The 16,875-nt window shown below is 48.7% G+C and carries 14 protein-coding genes, 13 tRNA genes and 2 pseudogenes; 1 reads left to right on the top strand and 28 read right to left on the bottom strand.

The window, feature by feature from the left end; translation table 11 throughout:
* Together HGKM_RS03820 and malQ are read right to left on the bottom strand one after the other, a co-directional pair.
* Positions 1–981, bottom strand: a complete 981-nt coding sequence (locus HGKM_RS03820; RefSeq protein WP_019134016.1) for a YitT family protein — start codon at positions 979–981, stop codon at positions 1–3.
* 120 nt (positions 982–1,101) lie between these two features.
* Entirely contained in the window at positions 1,102–2,799 is a 1,698-nt protein-coding gene (gene malQ / locus HGKM_RS03815; RefSeq protein ID WP_081585187.1) for a 4-alpha-glucanotransferase, read from the bottom strand.
* Between the two features lie 161 nt (positions 2,800–2,960).
* Here malQ and HGKM_RS09030 point away from each other — a divergent pair.
* Positions 2,961–3,086: pseudogene (locus HGKM_RS09030) on the top strand (IS481 family transposase); the annotation flags it as partial.
* Between the two features lie 25 nt (positions 3,087–3,111).
* Here HGKM_RS09030 and HGKM_RS08725 read toward each other — a convergent pair.
* The 26 genes and pseudogenes from HGKM_RS08725 to HGKM_RS03685 all read right to left on the bottom strand — a co-directional run bounded on the left by HGKM_RS08725 (position 3,112) and on the right by HGKM_RS03685 (position 16,813).
* Positions 3,112–3,729: a hypothetical protein gene (locus tag HGKM_RS08725; RefSeq protein ID WP_034578947.1), complete on the bottom strand. Its 618-nt coding sequence runs from the start codon at positions 3,727–3,729 to the stop codon at positions 3,112–3,114.
* Between the two features lie 243 nt (positions 3,730–3,972).
* Positions 3,973–4,380 carry a hypothetical protein gene (locus HGKM_RS03805; protein ID WP_154645916.1) on the bottom strand — a complete coding sequence of 136 codons (408 nt, stop codon included), beginning with the start codon at positions 4,378–4,380 and terminating at the stop codon, positions 3,973–3,975.
* The gene (locus tag HGKM_RS03800; RefSeq protein WP_019134012.1) at positions 4,352–4,966 is read right to left on the bottom strand and encodes a hypothetical protein; all 615 of its coding nucleotides are present in this window, start codon (positions 4,964–4,966) and stop codon (positions 4,352–4,354) included. Before HGKM_RS03800 ends, HGKM_RS03805 begins: the two co-directional genes overlap by 29 nt.
* Positions 4,967–5,259: 293 nt before the next feature.
* Positions 5,260–5,332 (bottom strand) — tRNA-Phe (locus HGKM_RS03795).
* 564 nt (positions 5,333–5,896) lie between these two features.
* Positions 5,897–6,166: a helix-turn-helix domain-containing protein gene (locus HGKM_RS03790; RefSeq protein WP_019134011.1), complete on the bottom strand. Its 270-nt coding sequence runs from the start codon at positions 6,164–6,166 to the stop codon at positions 5,897–5,899.
* 124 nt (positions 6,167–6,290) lie between these two features.
* Positions 6,291–7,031: a carbon-nitrogen hydrolase family protein gene (locus HGKM_RS03785; protein ID WP_019134010.1), complete on the bottom strand. Its 741-nt coding sequence runs from the start codon at positions 7,029–7,031 to the stop codon at positions 6,291–6,293.
* A gap of 227 nt (positions 7,032–7,258) precedes the next feature.
* Positions 7,259–8,089: a hypothetical protein gene (locus tag HGKM_RS08240; RefSeq protein WP_154645915.1), complete on the bottom strand. Its 831-nt coding sequence runs from the start codon at positions 8,087–8,089 to the stop codon at positions 7,259–7,261.
* Positions 8,090–8,173: 84 nt separating this feature from the next.
* Entirely contained in the window at positions 8,174–8,536 is a 363-nt protein-coding gene (locus HGKM_RS03775) for a helix-turn-helix domain-containing protein (RefSeq protein ID WP_019134007.1), read from the bottom strand.
* Positions 8,537–8,785: 249 nt separating this feature from the next.
* Positions 8,786–9,835 (bottom strand): annotated as a pseudogene (locus HGKM_RS03770) (IS30 family transposase).
* A 329-nt stretch (positions 9,836–10,164) separates the two neighbouring features.
* Positions 10,165–10,237 (bottom strand) — tRNA-Phe (locus HGKM_RS03765).
* Positions 10,238–10,301: 64 nt separating this feature from the next.
* Positions 10,302–10,375: transfer RNA gene (locus HGKM_RS03760), tRNA-Ile, on the bottom strand.
* 6 nt (positions 10,376–10,381) lie between these two features.
* Positions 10,382–10,469: transfer RNA gene (locus tag HGKM_RS03755), tRNA-Ser, on the bottom strand.
* Positions 10,470–10,514: 45 nt separating this feature from the next.
* Positions 10,515–10,600 (bottom strand) — tRNA-Ser (locus tag HGKM_RS03750).
* A gap of 7 nt (positions 10,601–10,607) precedes the next feature.
* Positions 10,608–10,680 (bottom strand) — tRNA-Lys (locus HGKM_RS03745).
* Between the two features lie 5 nt (positions 10,681–10,685).
* Positions 10,686–10,758, bottom strand: a tRNA-Gln gene (locus HGKM_RS03740).
* Between the two features lie 41 nt (positions 10,759–10,799).
* Positions 10,800–10,872: transfer RNA gene (locus HGKM_RS03735), tRNA-Gln, on the bottom strand.
* Positions 10,873–10,878: 6 nt separating this feature from the next.
* Positions 10,879–10,953, bottom strand: a tRNA-Arg gene (locus HGKM_RS03730).
* A 59-nt stretch (positions 10,954–11,012) separates the two neighbouring features.
* A tRNA-Thr gene (locus HGKM_RS03725) sits at positions 11,013–11,085 on the bottom strand.
* A gap of 27 nt (positions 11,086–11,112) precedes the next feature.
* Positions 11,113–11,187: transfer RNA gene (locus HGKM_RS03720), tRNA-Asp, on the bottom strand.
* 16 nt (positions 11,188–11,203) lie between these two features.
* Positions 11,204–11,276 (bottom strand) — tRNA-Val (locus HGKM_RS03715).
* A 4-nt stretch (positions 11,277–11,280) separates the two neighbouring features.
* A tRNA-Glu gene (locus HGKM_RS03710) sits at positions 11,281–11,352 on the bottom strand.
* Between the two features lie 268 nt (positions 11,353–11,620).
* Positions 11,621–12,439 carry a type I methionyl aminopeptidase gene (map, locus tag HGKM_RS03705; RefSeq protein ID WP_019134005.1) on the bottom strand — a complete coding sequence of 273 codons (819 nt, stop codon included), beginning with the start codon at positions 12,437–12,439 and terminating at the stop codon, positions 11,621–11,623.
* A 30-nt stretch (positions 12,440–12,469) separates the two neighbouring features.
* A complete protein-coding gene (locus tag HGKM_RS03700; RefSeq protein ID WP_034579503.1) occupies positions 12,470–12,829 on the bottom strand; it encodes a type II toxin-antitoxin system PemK/MazF family toxin in 360 nt (119 codons plus the stop codon).
* The gene (locus HGKM_RS03695; RefSeq protein WP_019134003.1) at positions 12,816–14,114 is read right to left on the bottom strand and encodes an NAD(P)H-hydrate dehydratase; all 1,299 of its coding nucleotides are present in this window, start codon (positions 14,112–14,114) and stop codon (positions 12,816–12,818) included. Before HGKM_RS03695 ends, HGKM_RS03700 begins: the two co-directional genes overlap by 14 nt.
* On the bottom strand, positions 14,095–15,408 hold the full coding sequence (locus HGKM_RS03690) for an amidohydrolase family protein (protein ID WP_019134002.1): 1,314 nt from the start codon (positions 15,406–15,408) through the stop codon (positions 14,095–14,097). The genes HGKM_RS03695 and HGKM_RS03690 overlap by 20 nt, the downstream gene beginning before the upstream one ends.
* Entirely contained in the window at positions 15,392–16,813 is a 1,422-nt protein-coding gene (locus HGKM_RS03685; protein ID WP_019134001.1) for a GTP pyrophosphokinase, read from the bottom strand. Before HGKM_RS03685 ends, HGKM_RS03690 begins: the two co-directional genes overlap by 17 nt.
* Positions 16,814–16,875: the final 62 nt, after the last annotated feature.

Here is a 16,875-nt window from a genome sequence, read left to right as displayed (position 1 = left end):
TTAGTCCAGCGGCTTGAGGTAGAACCGTCCCGTCAAATCATGGGAATCCATGACGTTCATAAAGACACCTTGGCCATGTTCCGCCAAATACTGGTTGATCAAAGGCATATCGGACTTGGAGACCACCATATAAAGGAGGACTCTTTCCTCACCTGAATACTCCCCCACTCCCTTTACTGAAGTTACCCCGTGCTGGGTCAACTTCATGAGGTCGGTGGCATAGGGCTCGACGGAGTCGGTCACGAACATGAGGGTGAAGCGCTTGTAGCGCTCATGGACCTTGTTGATGGCCTGGGTGGAGAGGAACTGGAAGATGATGGAATAGAGGGCCGGCCGCCAGCCGAAGAAAAGACCGGCCAGGAGGAGCTGGCAGAGGTTGAAGATGAAAATCTCATTCCAGAAGGGCTTCCCGGTCTTGTTGGAAACGTAGGTGGCGATAAAATCCGTTCCCCCGGCGGATGCATTGGCCTTAAGAGCCAGGCCCATGGCTAGCCCATTCAGGGCCGCTGAGATGACTACAACCAAAACCAGGTCATCGGTGACCTGCATAGGGGGAAGGAGGTCAACGACAAAAGAGGTAGTTACGACCTGGAGGAGGGAGAGGCCCACAAATTTCTTGCCTACCGTTCGAAAACAGAGCAAGGCAAAGGGAAGGTTGAGGCCGATATAGGGCAGACTATAAGGAATATCCAGGCTGAAGAATTCCTTGCCGAATTCCTGGATCAGCCGAGTGGTTCCGGCAAATCCGGCAGGCAGGATCCCGTTGGGCGTCAAGAAGGCCTTAAAATAGAAAGCATAAACTACTGAAGACAGGAGGATCATGACGATCCGGACTCCCAGCTCCGCCACCTCATCCTGAGGTTTTAATAGGGAAAAAGACCGGTCCCTTTTCTTTCCCTTGGGCCGGTCCTTCCGAATCCGGGCCCACTTCCTGACCCTTCCCCCCTTTTTAATCTCCTTGACAGACTTTTTCTCTTCCACAGTTTCCCTCCCGGCATATAAAATCTTTAAAAATAATAGATGATAGCATACCACATTTTGACGTCAGGGGCCACGGCCATTTAACTTTTTGGCCTACCTTCAATCAAGGCTTGGGGTGGGCTAGCGTCCATAGAGGTAAATAAGATTGTGGAGTTTCTCGACTAAGGCGGGATCGGCGTAGTTTGGGCAAAGCCGCCATTTCCAGTTGCCGCCCAAGCTGCCCGGCAGATTGGTCCGGGTGGAAGCACCGGTCCAGAGAATATCCTGCATCTGAAAGATACAGAGATCGGCCACGGAGGCAGCAGCCCCGCGCAAGAGTCCCCAGTGTGCCTCGTCCTCACTCGTAATCGAAAAATATGCTGCTACCAGCCTTCGAGTTGGAGCATCCAAGCCTTCCCACCAGGCGCGAAGCGGTTCACTATCATGGGTGCCGGTATAGATGCTGGTTCGGCGGTCAAAGTTGTGGGGCAGGTAGTCCGAATCGCTACCCCCACCGAAGGCAAACTGCAAGGGCCTCATGCCGGGAAAGCCGGTGCGTTCGCGCAGGGCGATGACTTCTGGGCTGAGGACGCCCAGGTCCTCCACCAAAATCGGCAGCGGACCCAAGGCTTCCTCCAGTTTTTTGAAAAGGGAAAAGCCAGGGCCGAGTTCCCATTGACCATTGCGCGCCGTTTCCTCATCTGCCGGCACGGACCAATAATGCTCAAAACCAATAAAATGATCCAAGCGAAGAATGTCGTAGAGGCGGAAATTGGCACGAAAACGCCTCACCCAAAAGGCATAGTTACGTTGGCGCATCACTTCCCAGTTATATATGGGGTTGCCCCAACGCTGGCCGTCTTCGGTGAAGACATCAGGGGGTGCCCCGGCGACCACGCGCGGCCTTCCCTGCTTATCGAGCAAGAATTCATCTTGCGCCGCCCAGGTGTCCGCCGAATCATGGGCAACATAGATGGGCATATCACCAATAAAGGCGATCCCAAGACTATGGGCATAGGCCCTCAGACTGTCCCATTGACGGAAGAAGTGGTATTGCATAAAAATCTGAAAGAGGATGGCCTTCTCATGCGTAGCCCTAAAGTCGGCCAGGGCTTGCGGATCACGATCCCGGTAGCAGTCGGTCCACTCCGTCCATTCCACATCAAAATGCTCCGCCTTCAAGGCCTGGAAGAGGGCATAGTCCTCAATCCAGTCCCCATTTTTCCTTCGGAAAGTCGCCAAGCTTTCCCGGCTTCCCCAGTCGCCTTGCAAGTGAGCTTGTTCATAGGCTTTGGATGAGCGCACCGGCACCCGTTCACTTTCCCCCAGCGCTCGTTCAAAGGCGCGTTCCAGTAAGCGATAGCGCTGATTATAAAGAAGCGAGTAGTCAATAAACTCCACTTCTTCCCCAAAATTGATGGCAGTCAGCTCCTCCTCCTTCAAAAGACCCTCCGTGCAAAGAAAGTCCAGGTCAATAAAGTAGGGATTGCCGGCAATGCCTGAAAAGCTTTGATAGGGAGAATCGCCATAGCTTGTCGGCCCGAGGGGCAGGACTTGCCAGTAACGGACCCCGGCCTCTGCCAAAAAATCACAGAATTGATAGGCCGCCTGGCCGAAGGTGCCGATCCCATAAGGCGACGGCAAGGAAAAAATCGGTAAAATCACGCCGAGGCCACGTGGATGGGCGACCTGCTTAAGTTCGGCGGCCAGCGGCGTGTGGGACTGATGCGAAGAGGATGCCGCCGGCCAAAGGGCGGCCGGTAGGCTTTTCTCCCTCCCAATGGAGGTGGCCGCCCTTAAGCTTCTCTCTTTTTTTTCTGTTTCATGCCTATTTTTCATTGTTTTCTTGCCCCCGGTGTGGTCAAATCCGCTCCTTGCTTTCGCCATCGAAGTAGTGCATTGCCTCATTGTCAAAGGCAAATTCCTCTTCCTCTCCCTGAGCAAAACGGTAGTGTCCCAGCAATCACTTTTTTCCCTTCATAGGGGCGGAGCCGCTCACTATGTCTACCAGTATAGCAAAAACACAGCGGTATCATTCACATACTTTAGAAACAAGATTTCATGCAGTTAAAACGTATCCTTTAGGATATTCTGTCAACTTCGTTATTCGCCGCTACAAGATCTCAACTTACTTTTTTGGTCTCACATCATTTACAAATGTACATTGCGAATTTTACTTGATTTTAAATCAGCTACAACTTTAGGATCATAAAAAAGGCGACGAATATAATCGATTTTTCTTTTCGGCGAAACGGCCTTAATCGATCGATCTGATACTAAACTCGACCATAGAATATTTGATAATATGGCAAACATTGAGAAAACAAGCACTAGGAAGAGTGCCCATCCACCTTGATAAAAAATCAAGACCCCCATAAAAAGTGAAGTTAAAATGCTGCTTATAATATGTATGATATGTCCTATCGCAGAGGAAGATTTATCTGCAAAAGATTCCGTAGTCAACTTATAGGCATCGTAAAATTCAGGGGATTCAAGATCTATCTGATCTGTTTCTAATGCCTTCCTGTAAATATTTGCTTCAATTTTACCCAAAATAGGTCGACTTCGCCATGCAAAAAAAGCATCAAAAATCTTGGGCAACAGATCACACGAAAACCCGATGATCAAGTATAGAAAAAAAGAATAAACTGCAGCATTGAGCCCCATTTTTTCCAAAGTCAAAAAGGCTTTTTGAGGAAGAACTGTGTAAAAATAGGATGAAATAGGTAGGAGAATCGATAAAATAACCATATAACTGACGACTAACAATGGCTCTTCCTTTACCCAAGGTCTCACCAAAAATTTGATTCTTTTCAATATACGAAACTTATTCATTTAGATTACCTATCTTATTTTGTAAAACAAGGATGTTATTTACCTTGCTAAAGCCGTCTGTCAAATGACTATTTTAGTATAGTATAATCTCCAAACTTTTTCATTGCTATTAAACAAGAGAGAAAAGTTGGCCCTTCCTGGCACAACTTTTCTCTCTTGAACTGTAAAAATGACCAACTATTCAATATGTTTATTCCATGTACCAACATAGGTCACATTATTATTAGGATGATAGAGATTATAAATCTTTCCTCCATCAATCAAATATCCCCACTCTCCCGATTGAATCAAAAGGAAGATTTTCGATGGACTCACCAGCTTCCAGCTATTATCGTCCCTATTCTCCACTGTCCCTTCATACATAATTTCCGTTTGCGTACCAAAGATGAATTTCCCCTTATCAATAACCATTTGTACTCCGGGCTCATCCGCCATCAAATCTGAAAGTTTTTCTTGATAAAGACCGGTAGGATCCGGGGTCTTTTCCCCAGGTTTGATAAGAAAAATGAGACCCGCACCCAGGGCAAAGGCAATGATGGCGATCCAAATACACTTGCTAGCGGACACGGACTGCTTCATACTCATCCCTCGATTCTAAAATATTTCCACCACTATAAAATAATTGCCACTTACCATTTACTTTTTTATATGTGGCATAGGGTTCAACAGTAGCTGTCCACGTGGCACGAGCTTTATAGTAATAATAAGTTGAAGGTACCGTAACTAAAACACCCGTTACTCCTTGTGAAACACTACCTAGACTAAAACCAAAACTTATATTCTTATAAGGTGAAGGAAATGAAAAATTTATAGTCATTTTTGGGCCAACCCCAGTAGTGATGATAAAACCTCCACCACTTTTAAACCGTGTTCCACCTGACGGTTGATTGCCACAGTAACCGCTTTTTCTTACAGTTTTGGGGCTTCCATAAACCACCTTCCACTGTCCCGCATCTCTCAGTTCTTGACCTGTTAATTTGATATACTCTTGAATTTCCTGTGTCACTCTTTCCTTTTCTTGTGAGCTGACATTTCCTTGAAATAATATTTTATCCTTAAAGCTTTCTGAATCAGCCAAAGCAAATGTTGAAGAACTTAACATGAAAATAAGAAGAAAAAGAAAAAAGAATTTACTTTTTTTAGAAGCCAGACCTCTTTTTAATAGTGCCATATTAACCTCCTAGTCTTTAGACATATTTATATTATTATCAAAGATATTAAAATAATATAAATATAAATACAAAAACAACACAGTGTTTCTTTACAAAAGTTTTTGCTTAAGTAAGGAAGCGTTTTACCACTATTTTTCTCTCTCAAAAAAGCCCAACAACTATAAAGTACCTCCTTTCATTTGCCATGTTGGTTAATAATATTATATCCCTAAAAAAACGTTTGTAAACCACACTATATACAAGTTACGAGAATTATCCATAAAAAAACTCCGAGGCAAAAGCCTCGGAGGAGTGCCCAGAGCCGGAATCGAACCAGCGACACGAGAATTTTCAGTCCTCTGCTCTACCGACTGAGCTATCTGGGCAAATATGAAGTTGTTTCTAATTACAGACAGTTCGATAAGTCATGAAGTCCAAGCGAAAAGCGAAGGAGGCTCCGACTTGAAGACCTAACCCCCTGACCGCGAGCAAAGCGAAGCGGGAAGGGCCGGTAGGTCTCATGCAACCTGTTTCCGAAGAGATGCGAAGCATCGATTCGTGAAACAGTCTGCTGAGCTATCTGGGCAAATACTTTCAGTCGACGAAATCTATTCTACAACAAAATTTTCATTATCTCGATCTGAGCGATCTGCTCATCAGTGTAGCTGTCGATCCGTTTCCCCTTAGGGATGTATCTGCGGATCAGACCGTTGTGACGCTCTACGGATCCCTTCTCGCAAGAGGCATAGATGGGCAAAGTACACCAGCGTTTTACTTAACTCTTCCGGCTCGGACAACATGGAGAACTCGGATCCGTTGTCTGTCGTGACCGTCTTGAAGATATCGTCCCGTGGTCACTGTACTGTGCACGGACAGCCTCTAAGGCGGCCATGACACCGTTTGGATTCTGACCCGGAACACGGATCATCCAGTACTCGCGAGTCTTGCGCTCAATCATAGTGTCGGCAACACGCTTTGCAGTTCTCTTCGTAGGCGGCTTCTCCTGCGGTGGCTTTGTAGCAGAGGAGATTTCCCTTATAAAGTGCTACTGTTCCACGCTTGATCTTGTTGCGGACGGTGTTCAGCGCACGGCCGATCTCCTTGGCGATTCTGTTAGGGCTCCAGCCATCTTTGAGGCGTGTTTGGATCAAAACCTGGTGCTCAAAGGAAAGAAGTTGTCCCTTCCTGTGTTCAGTTGTAGTAGAATGTAAGTGATCCATAGGGAGTCCTCCTTGTGAATGAAGCTTTAATCACTTACATTCTACCAAAGGGATTCCTTATGGACTTTTCATATTACATGTTTAACTTGTTTTTACAATCAACCTTTTCTTTTCCATCAAAACCTCAGACGATCTCAGCCAAAAGGACACCCTCATTGCCGGAGGGAATCTCGCCTTCAATCTCTCCCTTATTAAAGAAAGCGGCACCGCCTTTGGCAATCTCATTCTCTTCGGCCTTATCCAAGCAGTAAGAATTCACATAGGCCACCCGATCGCAGGCTTTATTAGCCCGGTCGGCGTAGTCATACTTTATCGAAGTATTCCAGTCCCTATATGGATAATCCGTGTAGACCGGCCAGAGAAGAAGGTCCGGCTGAAGGGCGCGAATCTTATCCAGATTCTCATCATACCAGAGGTCCCCGCAGAGAGCTGTTGCCATTTTTACGCCTAAAAAGGTAAAGGCGTGAAAGTCCTCCCCTTCCCGGTAACTCGGACCGGCGTCCTTCTCCTTCCAACCCGGCGACACCCGACGAAAGCGATCCATGACCTGTCCTTCGGGACCAATGGTCAGCTGGGTGCTATAAAAATCATCCCCTGCCCGCTCAATGAAGCCAAAGGATATTGCAGTGTGGAATTTCTTAGCCGCCTCTCTAATCTCGTTAATAACAGGATGATCCACAGGCAATGCGATCTCCCGATCATGGGCAAGATCAAAGGTGGGCCCATAAAAGCCCTGGAGAAAAGCCTCTCCAAAAAGGATCAGGTCAGCCCGACCCTGATTGGCCTTGAGCGTGTCAATAATGACCCTTTGGTTGTGGCGGATGTCCTCATTGATAAAGCCCAATGCGGCCAAGGCAAGTTTCATGGTAACTCCGATCAATCATGAAAGGGTTCATCGATCCCTTTCCAGAGGATTAAAACAGTATCGAATAATTTTCTCCCTCCCCGCTTCTTTTATTTTAATCAATTTTATGATGGGTATTCCAGTTTTCATTATTTTCAGCATAGAGAATTTTTTCTGTCATCAAATAAAAAAATCCGATATGACCAAAAGATCATATCGGATTCTTTCAACTCACTTAAATTCCTTTTTTACAATATATCAAAAATTGGATCACCATGGGCACCGTCACAATAGCCTTTTACATAGCCATTCTTAGTGCAGCGAATATCTACCCAACAATTATGGTCCTGTATCACCAAACCAATACCATTAATTTCTAACCCATAATGAAAGTTTGCCGAAGATTTTACGCGCGCAGCTCCATTAAATGTGCTTTTTATAGAGTCTTGAAAATCTGAAACCTGCCAAATACTTAAAAAACCTCTTGAATAATAGCCATCGGAATAATTAGCAGTTACGCTTGAACCGTTATATGTAAATTGGGCTTCTTGTGTAATTCTATAAAGCTCTTGTCCAAGTACCAAAGCATAAACAGCATGGTAATATTTTTTTATACCTGTAGTCTTTCGTGCACTTGCCTTCGATATGTTTTTTGTGTCAATAGCTCCTTTTGATATACGTTCTGGAGTGCATGGAGCTTCCTCTTCCCTATGAACATAAAAATAAGCCCCTTGCAATGTAATCGAGTTCTTATCGTCTAAGTAGATCGTATATGTTTCTGTTGAACGCATTAGGGAATTAATATCATATGTTTTTCCTTTAGCTTGGATAAAGCTTTGAATAAGATTTTCAGGTGAAACCGCAAGATTATTATTCAATTTCAAATTAATAAAGGATTTAAAATCCTCTTGATATGATTTAAAATATGAATTTGCTTTGTACTGTTGTTTTTTACTAATAGACGTATTTATAGAAGGTGCAATGTTATCTTGACCACTAGTTTTTTTATCCCCCTCGCGATATGACATTGAGTAGCATGTTGACGGTAATATAAGAACAAGCATCATTAATGCAGCCAATACTCTTTTCCTACCTGATCTCCTTCCTTTGTTCTTTTGACTTTTTTCTTATTCAGGAAATCAACCTATTCCACAGAAAACCTACTATGAAGCACCATTTAAAAGCAGGATTATTAAAAGGATTACAATTCCAGCGAAGATAAAGGCTTTTACTCTACCCCTTATTCTTTTGTTTCGTTCATTTCTTACCTCCAGTTCTTCTCGAATCTTTGATAATTGATTTCCTACAGATGTGTCATCTGAATTTTTCTCTACCGTTTCTGCTAAAAGTTCACTCGCTGTGACTTGAAAAACATCCGCCATACGTACTAATACCTCCACATCTGGCACAGAATTTCCATTCTCCCATTTTGATACGGTTTGTCTCGATACACACAAACTTTTTGCTAATTCCTCCTGTGATAAACCTTTTGTTTTTCTTAGGATTTTGATTCTCTCCCCAATCATAGTAATTGCCTCCTCAGAATTAGATTACTTTGCTTAGTAAAAAAAGCAAGCTATTGTTTTTGACATCACGTCAAATTATGTTTACATCGAAGCAATTGCTTCATAGGGTTCTATTAATTTATCTGACTTTTCCCAATTATCTTATATAGTTCGAAGAAATTATCCTCTTCCTTCAATTTCTCCCATGTACAGCTTAAAATACTGTCGTAAATTGCAATAACAAGTTGAACATTGACAGTTGAATAGCCATCAGGCGACACAGGCATAGATCCGATCCAGTTCGTCCTCAAAGAGATCATCCGGGGTACAGTAGCCCAGAAGTTTCCTCGGAAGGCTGTTACACCAAATCTCGATCTGAGCGATCTGCTCATCAGTGTAGCTATCGATCCGTTTCCCCTTAGGGATGAATCTGCGGATCAGACCGTTGTGACGCTCCACGGATCCCTTCTCGCAAGAGGCATAGATGGGCAAAGTACACCAGCGTTTTGCTTAACTCTTCCGGCTCGGACAACATGGAGAACTCGGATCTATTGTCTGTCATGACCGTCTTGAAGATATCGTCCCGTGGTCACTGTACTGTGCACGGACAGCCTCTAAGGCGGCAATGACACCGTTTGGATTCCGGCCCGGAACACGGATCATCCAGTACTCGCGAGTCTCGCGCTCAATCATGGTGAGCAGAGCATCGTCATCCTTTTTCTTTGAACCGATTACAAGATCGGCCTCCCAGTGCCCGAACTCACTGCGATCATTCACTTGAACGGGCCTTTCTTCGATGCTACGCCCCAGAATCTGCTTTTTTTACGGCATTTCACCTTCTTGGAAGATCGACGCAGTTTCTTGGGACGGTTGGTGTTCTTGATGCCAAGCAGTCCAAGGTCAACATAGCCATAGAGTGTCTTGGTACAAACATTCTGTTTTTCTGGTGAACAGGCCTTCTTTCAGTGCATAGCCGACACAAGCATCTAATGCCCATCCGTCTTCGAAGAATATCTTCTCAACAAACGAGAGAAACTCGCCTTTCTCGAGAAAATCATAGTGTCGGCAACACGCTTTGCAGTTTTCTTCGTAGGCGGCTTCTCCTGAGGTGGCTTTGTAGCGGAGGAGATTTCCTTTATACAGTGCCACTGTTCCACGCTTGAACTCATTGCGGACGGTGTTCGGTGCACAGCCGATCTCCTTGGCGATTCTGTTAGGGCTCCAGCCATCTTTGAGGCGTGTTTGGATCAAAACCCGGTTCTCAAAGGTAAGATGTTGTCCCTTCCTGTGTTCAGTTGTAGTAGAATGTAAGTGGTCCATAGGGAGTCCTCCTTGTGAATGAAGCTTTCATCACTTACATTCTACCAAAGGGATTCCTTATGGACTTTTCATATTACATGTTCAACTTGATTTTACAATCAACCTACAAAAACAACACAGTTTTCTTTACAAAAGTTATTGCTGAGTAAGGAAGCGTTTTATTACTATTTGTCTCTCTCAAAAAAGCCCAACAACTATAAAGTACCTCCTTTCATTTGCCATGTTGGTTAATAATATTATATCCCTAAAAAAACGTTTGTATACCAAACTATATACAATTTAGGATAATTATCCATAAAAAAAACTCCGAGGCATAAGCCTCGGAGGAGTGCCCAGAGCCGGAATCGAACCAGCGACACGAGAATTTTCAGTCCTCTGCTCTACCGACTGAGCTATCTGGGCAAATACATACAGTCGACAAAATCTATTTTACAACAAAATTTTCATTTTGTCATACTTTTTTTACTGGGCCATCAGGGACTTGAACCCGGGACGGGGCGGTTATGAGCCGCCTGCTCTAACCAACTGAGCTAATGGCCCATACTACGGAGAAAGGGGGATTCGAACCCCCGCGCCGAGTAAACGACCTACTCCCTTAGCAGGGGAGCCCCTTGAGCCACTTGGGTATTTCTCCAAAGAATCCCGAAAGGGGGTCACATCGGGAATCTCATGAGCCCTACGGAGAGAGAGGGATTCGAACCCCCGTGGGCTTGCACCCTAACGGTTTTCAAGACCGCCCCGTTATGACCGCTTCGGTATCTCTCCATAAGATTGACCCATCGGGGATTCGAACCCCGGACACCTTGATTAAAAGTCAAGTGCTCTACCGACTGAGCTAATGGATCATGGACTGGGGTAGCTGGACTCGAACCAGCGAATCCTAGAGTCAGAGTCTAGTGCCTTACCGACTTGGCTATACCCCATCATAAAGAGCTTTATTTAGTTTTCAAGGGAAGCGGCCCAACTGGGGTAGCAGGATTCGAACCTACGAGATGTCAGAGTCAAAGTCTGATGCCTTACCGCTTGGCTATACCCCAACGATACGCGCCTACGAGGATTCGAACCTCGGACACACGGATTAGAAGTCCGTTGCTCTATCCAGGCTGAGCTATAGGCGCTTATTAATAATGGGGGTGGTTAAAAAATCAAAGGTCACTTGACATAAGTGACCTTTGTAAGCTGGTGAAAGGACTTGAACCCTCAACCTACTGATTACAAGTCAGTTGCTCTACCGATTGAGCTACACCAGCAAAACCACTCTGCAAGTTAGTGGTGAACGACCCGGATGGGGTTCGAACCCACGACCTCCAGCGTGACAGGCTGGCATTCTAAACCAACTGAACTACCGGGCCACCTATTTCAATGATTTGGGCACTGTAGGGCTCGAACCTACGACCCCCTGCTTGTAAGGCAGATGCTCTCCCAACTGAGCTAAGCGCCCAAAATGACCCTACCGGGATTCGAACCCGGGATACCGCCGTGAAAGGGCGATGTCTTAACCGCTTGACCATAGGGCCTCAAAAATTGGGTTACTAAGATAGTGTAAGGAATAAGAGTGTTCTTGTCAAGTTAAATCAGAAAAATTTGTATTCAGCTTGAGTAGTCCCCCTTATTGAGTCATTTCGCGAATAGGGCGGTGTAGTATTTCCGCCTCATTTAGCCATTTTGCAAATTGGGTGGTTTGGTATTTCCGCCTTATTTGGCTATTTCATGAAAAGGGCGGTAATAAAAATACCGCCCTTTCGGCCGTTTTCGCTATTTGGGGCGGTATGAAGTCCCCTACCCTCAATCAAAGAGCCGCTTATCTCTGATATAGGCGGCAATCCACTCCTTTTCTTCCGGGCTGAGTGAAGTATCGGCCTGGTCGGTGAGGATTTCCGGGCCATCTTCCCGGACGGCGAAGGTGTGCTCGAATTGGCAGGATTTTTGACCATCGATGGTCCGGGCAGTCCAGCCGTTGTCGTCCATCTTGGTCTTCCAGTGGCCGATGTTGATCATGGGCTCAATGGTCATGACCATCCGCTCCCTGAACCGGGGACCCCGGGATCCCTGGTCATAATGGAGGACCATGGGGTCTTCGTGCATTTCACGTCCGATCCCATGGCCGGTGAACTCTCTGACCACGGAATAGCCCTTGCCTTCTACATAGGCCTGGATGGCCTTGCCAATCTCATTGAGGTGGTTGCCCACACGAACTTGGGCCAGGCCCACCATGAGGGCCTCCTTGGCGGTATCGAAGAAATCCTGATCTTGGTCGGAAAGTTGGCCGATGGGATAGGACCAACAGGAATCCGACAGATAGCCCTTATAATTCACTACATTGTCCACGGAGAGGATGTCCCCTTCCCGGAGGGGGCGGTCATTGGGGAAGCCATGGCAGACTTCGTCGTTGACCGAGGTACAAAGGGCGAAAGGAAAGCCTGAATAGCCCTTTTGGGCAGGAATGGCGTCCTTATAAAGCATGAAGGCTTCGGCAAAGTCGTTGAGTTCCATGGTGGTCAGGCCGGGCCGGAGAACTTCTCGGATGGCGTGGTGGGTCTTGGTCAGGATCTTGCCCGACTCCCTCATTCCCCGGATGGCATCTTCTGTCTTTAACGTGATCATATGATTTCCTTTTCTAACTTTATGTAAGGCTTAGCGGAGGCGGTTTGACCGGGCCAGGGAAATGTCCAAAGCCCGGCCGATGGCCTCCATGGTGGAGGGGGCAAATTTGCCCAGTTTTTTTTGCAGTCTTTGCTTATCGATGGTCCGGACCTGTTCCAGGAGGACGACCGAGTTCTTGGGGAGGTCCGTCCCCTCGCCGGACACGCTGACATGGGTAGGCATCCTCGACTTGTTGACCTGGGAGGTGATGGCGGCGACGATAGTTGTGGGGGAATACTTGTTTCCTATGTCATTTTGGAGGATCACCACAGGCCGGATTCCCCCCTGCTCGGACCCCACCACAGGGCTGAGGTCGGCATAATAGATATCCCCCCGTTTAATCTTGGGCATGGCCATCCCCTTCCTTCTCCTTCCAAGCCTCAATCCGGGAAAATGCGGATGGGATCAAGGCAATGATATCCCCGGCAACCATCCCCTCCTGGGTCAGGCCTTCCGCTGCCAGGTCCCCGGCCAGACCATGGAGGTAGGGTGCCAGCCGGCTGGCCAGGATGGGCGGGTAGCCATGAGCAATAAAGCCGGCCAGGATGCCCGTCAGGACATCCCCTGACCCCGCCGTGGCCATACCGGGGTTACCGGTAGTATTGGTGTAAAAATGCTTGCCGTCGGTGATGAGGGTATCCGGCCCCTTCAACAGGGTGATGACCCCATATCTCTCGGAAAAGGTCCGGGCGGCAAGCTCCCGGTCTCCCCGGACTTGTTCCACTTTCCAGGCCAGGAGGCGGGCCATCTCCATTTCGTGGGGGGTGATGACCAAGGGGGGCTTGACCCGGTCCAAGAGGTCAGGATCCCGGCTCAGGGCAAAGAGGCCATCCGCATCCAAAACCATTGGCCGGTTCACCTTCAGCAATAGCTCCTGAAACCAGATTATACTCTCTTTTTCCCGCCCCATACCGGGCCCGATGGCCAGGCAGTCCCAACCCTCTTGCTTATCCAAAATGGCGGGCAAGGAGGCGGAGGTGAAATAGCCCTTTCCCTCATCCGGGACGGGGATGACAATGGCTTCGGTCAGTTTGATCTGAACGATCGTGCTGATGGATTCCGGAACCACGACATAAACCAGGCCCGTGCCCGACCGGAGGGCCGCCTGGGCAGCCATGCAAACGGCCCCTGCCATCCCGGTGGACCCACCCAGGATAGCCAGTCGACCATACTGACCCTTATAGCCTGCCCTATCCCTCCGGAGGAAGGACCGGTTGAGTTCCGGGTCAAAGTGGAGGGCAGAAGGCGAGTTATCCTTCGCATAAACCGTGACCTCCACCCCCGTCGCCGTAGCTATGGCCAGGTCCCCCTCATGGCTGATGGAGACCCGGACTTTCCCCAGACCCCGATCTTCTATAATCTTCCGGGCCTTAGGGGGCAGGCTGACCCGGGGCCGGCCCTTGGGGCTGTGAAAAATTTGGATGTCCTGGAAGCCGACCGGGCCGAAGCCCGTCCCCAGGACCTTCATCACCGCCTCCTTGGCGGCATAGATTCCGGCTATGGTCTTCGGTCGTTGCAGACGGGAACCCAAGGCCTCCCTTTCTTCTTCCGTCAAAATTTTTTCAAGAAAAGAGGGACGGGACATGGCCTTCTCTATTCGAGAAATCTGACAAAGATCAATGCCCACTTCCATCATGGGCCCTCCTTTCCCGGAGGAGGCGGAGGGTGTCCTGGCAGTCCGCCTTGATTCTCTCTTCATCAAGTTCAGTAAACCGGTAGTCCCGGTAGAGGATCTTCCCGGCCACCATGGTCAGGGAGACATCCCTTCCGGAAGTGGAATAGACCAGGGCGGCTTCAATATCATCCGGGATGGGGGTCATCCCGACCCCCCGGAAGTCGATCATAATTAGGTCGGCCATTTTCCCCACTTCGATGGATCCCAGGTCCTCCTCCTGGCCCAAAGCACGAGCCCCGTTGATCGTGGCCATTTCCAGCATGGTTCGAGCCCTGGCAGCCGTGGGGTCTAGGGACCGGCCTTTTTGAATGAGGGATCCGATGGTCATGTCCCGGAAGAGGTCCTGGCTGTTGTTGGAGGCCGCCCCGTCCGTTCCCATGGCCACCGGGATCCCCCGGGAAAGAAGGCCCTCCAGGGGCATGAAGCCGGAGGCCAGCTTCATGTTGGAGGCCGGATTGTAGACTGGGTGGACCCCCCGGTCCGCCAGGATGTCCATATCCCTCTCGGACAGCCAGACGCAGTGGGCAGCGATGGTCCTGTTGTTAAGATAGCCCATCTTGTCGAAGACCTCGACCGGGCTCATCCCGAAACGTGCCCTGCAGTCCTCCACTTCTTTCTTCGTCTCGGAGAGGTGGATGTGGTGGCAGGCCCCCAATTCCTTTCCCAGGGCCACGGCTGCCTCCATGGACTCCTCCGTATTGGTATAGACGGCATGGGTGGAGAGACCGGTCCGGATCCGCCCCTCCGCCTTCCCATCCCAGCGGTCAAAAAATCCCGCTTGCCGGTCCAGGCAGGCCCGGTAGTCATTGGCCGTCATCCCTTCCGTCAGGAGGGCCCGGATCCCCCCTTCCTCGACCGCCTGAGCCACCTTGTCCATCTCATAGTACATGTCCACAAAATAGGTGATCCCATGAGAGATCATCTCTGCAATATCCAGGAGAGACCCCTTCCGGATGTCTTCGGGTGTCAATTGGGCCTCCAGAGGCCATATGTAGTCATTGAGCCAGGTATCCAGGTCCACATCGTTGCCGTAGTTTCGGAAAATGGACATGGCGGCGTGGCAGTGGGCGTTGATGAGACCCGGAAGGACCACCTGGCCGCTCCCGTCGATGACCTCATCCCCCGGAAGGGCCAGGTCTTTCTCCCCGGAAATCGCCTGAATCCGCCCATCCTCCACCCGGACCTGGGCTCCCTGAAGAATGTCATGGTTGGCGTTCATCGTCACGATGGTGACGTTTTTAATCGTTATGGCCATGGTCCCTTCCTCCTTTCTCCTGGTGGGCCTGAAGGTCTTCGACCTCCCCTAACCGACCCTCTATCTCCTGGGAGGCATAGGCCTCCGTGAAAACCTGGAATACCGCTTCCGAATCCCCCTGGGTCAACCAGACATCGATCATGTGGCGGAGGACCTTCTTAAAGTCCTCCAGACCCTCCAAGGTGAAGTAGATGGCATCCGGGTAAACCATGGAATAGCGAATATAGAACATGGAAATCTCGTCAATGATGCCCTCATGGTCGGCCGGACTGGCCCCCTCTTCTTCGAAGGTGGACCGGACGCAGTGGATGATCCGGAAGTAGATGTAGTCCACAAAGGTCCGGAAGATCTCCCGCTGCTTCTGGTCGGGATTAAGGTCGAAGAGGATGGCCACCATAAAGTTCCAAGCCAGGTTCTCGTTGACCGCCTTGTTGATGAGGTCCCCCATCTCCCGGGTAATGTCGGAATGGTAGTCGATGGGCGGATCAAAGTCCAGGGTATAGCCAAAGCGGACTTCGTCGAGCTTGGCCCGGCTGGCCTCCTCCAGGATCCGGATGAATTCGGAGGCCATCCCCTCCTTGGATTCATACTTGACCCGGGTAAAAAGAAATTCCGTCAGAAGGTCGGTGGAAGCCCGGAAATCAAAGAAGAGGTTGGAGGATTCTCTCAGGGGCATGACATAGATGTCCTGGATGGTCCGGCCGATGAAGGACTCCAACTGCTGGTTGGGGGACCATGACCCCGCCTGGTCCAGGCTGGTCAGGTGCTCATAGACCATCTGGAGCTGGCGGTCAATGAGTTCCAGGTCCCCTTTGATGGAGGCCATGATTTGGCGGACAAAGGCTTCTGTGACGACATAGTTATAGTTCTTATAAAGGATCTTGTGGTCGATCTCATTCCAGAAGACATTGACGATGGACTTGATCTGGAGTTCAAAGTTCAGGACCGTCCTGCCTAAAAATCGCCCGTCAATCCGGTAGGAAGAAAAGCCGTTCTTCTGCTGCTTGGGCTGGTCATCGCCCAGCCGGAGTTCAATCCGTGGATCCCGGTCCGACCGATAAAAACCCCCATTATTCGGATAGGGAAAATGCTTAAAAAGGGCCTGGTAGGCCACTTCCTCATCGTTGATGAACCGGCATTCAATCCGACTCCCGATGATGTCCGAAAGCTGGTGAAACATGGCCTGGGGCTCCCGGTAGCGTCGGAAGTAGTCCTGGCGGATGATCTTTTCTTTCAGAGAATCATCCTCCTTGATCCGGGAACTGTAGTTAACGAACCAATCCCTGGAAGAAAAAATCGAGGTGAAAAGATCATCAATGGCCTTTTGAGCCTCTTCAAGTTCAAAACGCAAGGATTCTTTGTACTCAATAACCTGGTCGATATAAGAGAAAAGTTGGAGCTTCAACCCGATACCTCCCTTGTTTTTTTATGAACGCTTCTTCTTCATTATAACTGAAAAAGGATGGG

Source organism: Kallipyga massiliensis ph2 (assembly GCF_000311985.1).
Classification (GTDB): domain Bacteria; phylum Bacillota; class Clostridia; order Tissierellales; family Peptoniphilaceae; genus Kallipyga; species Kallipyga massiliensis.
This window is presented reverse-complemented; position numbering and strand designations above follow the sequence as displayed.

Excerpts from the sequence above, each read along its gene's own strand:
- HGKM_RS03805 (WP_154645916.1), bottom strand. The coding sequence starts at position 4,380 with ATGAGTATGAAGCAGTCCGTGTCCGCTAGCAAGTGTATTTGGATCGCC.
- malQ (WP_081585187.1), bottom strand. The coding sequence starts at position 2,799 with ATGAAAAATAGGCATGAAACAGAAAAAAAAGAGAGAAGCTTAAGGGCG.
- HGKM_RS03690 (WP_019134002.1), bottom strand. The coding sequence starts at position 15,408 with ATGGCCATAACGATTAAAAACGTCACCATCGTGACGATGAACGCCAAC.
- HGKM_RS03695 (WP_019134003.1), bottom strand. The coding sequence starts at position 14,114 with ATGATGGAAGTGGGCATTGATCTTTGTCAGATTTCTCGAATAGAGAAG.
- HGKM_RS03790 (WP_019134011.1), bottom strand. The coding sequence starts at position 6,166 with ATGGATCACTTACATTCTACTACAACTGAACACAGGAAGGGACAACTT.
- HGKM_RS03800 (WP_019134012.1), bottom strand. The coding sequence starts at position 4,966 with ATGGCACTATTAAAAAGAGGTCTGGCTTCTAAAAAAAGTAAATTCTTT.
- HGKM_RS03700 (WP_034579503.1), bottom strand. The coding sequence starts at position 12,829 with ATGCCCAAGATTAAACGGGGGGATATCTATTATGCCGACCTCAGCCCT.
- HGKM_RS03775 (WP_019134007.1), bottom strand. The coding sequence starts at position 8,536 with ATGATTGGGGAGAGAATCAAAATCCTAAGAAAAACAAAAGGTTTATCA.
- map (WP_019134005.1), bottom strand. The coding sequence starts at position 12,439 with ATGATCACGTTAAAGACAGAAGATGCCATCCGGGGAATGAGGGAGTCG.
- HGKM_RS03785 (WP_019134010.1), bottom strand. The coding sequence starts at position 7,031 with ATGAAACTTGCCTTGGCCGCATTGGGCTTTATCAATGAGGACATCCGC.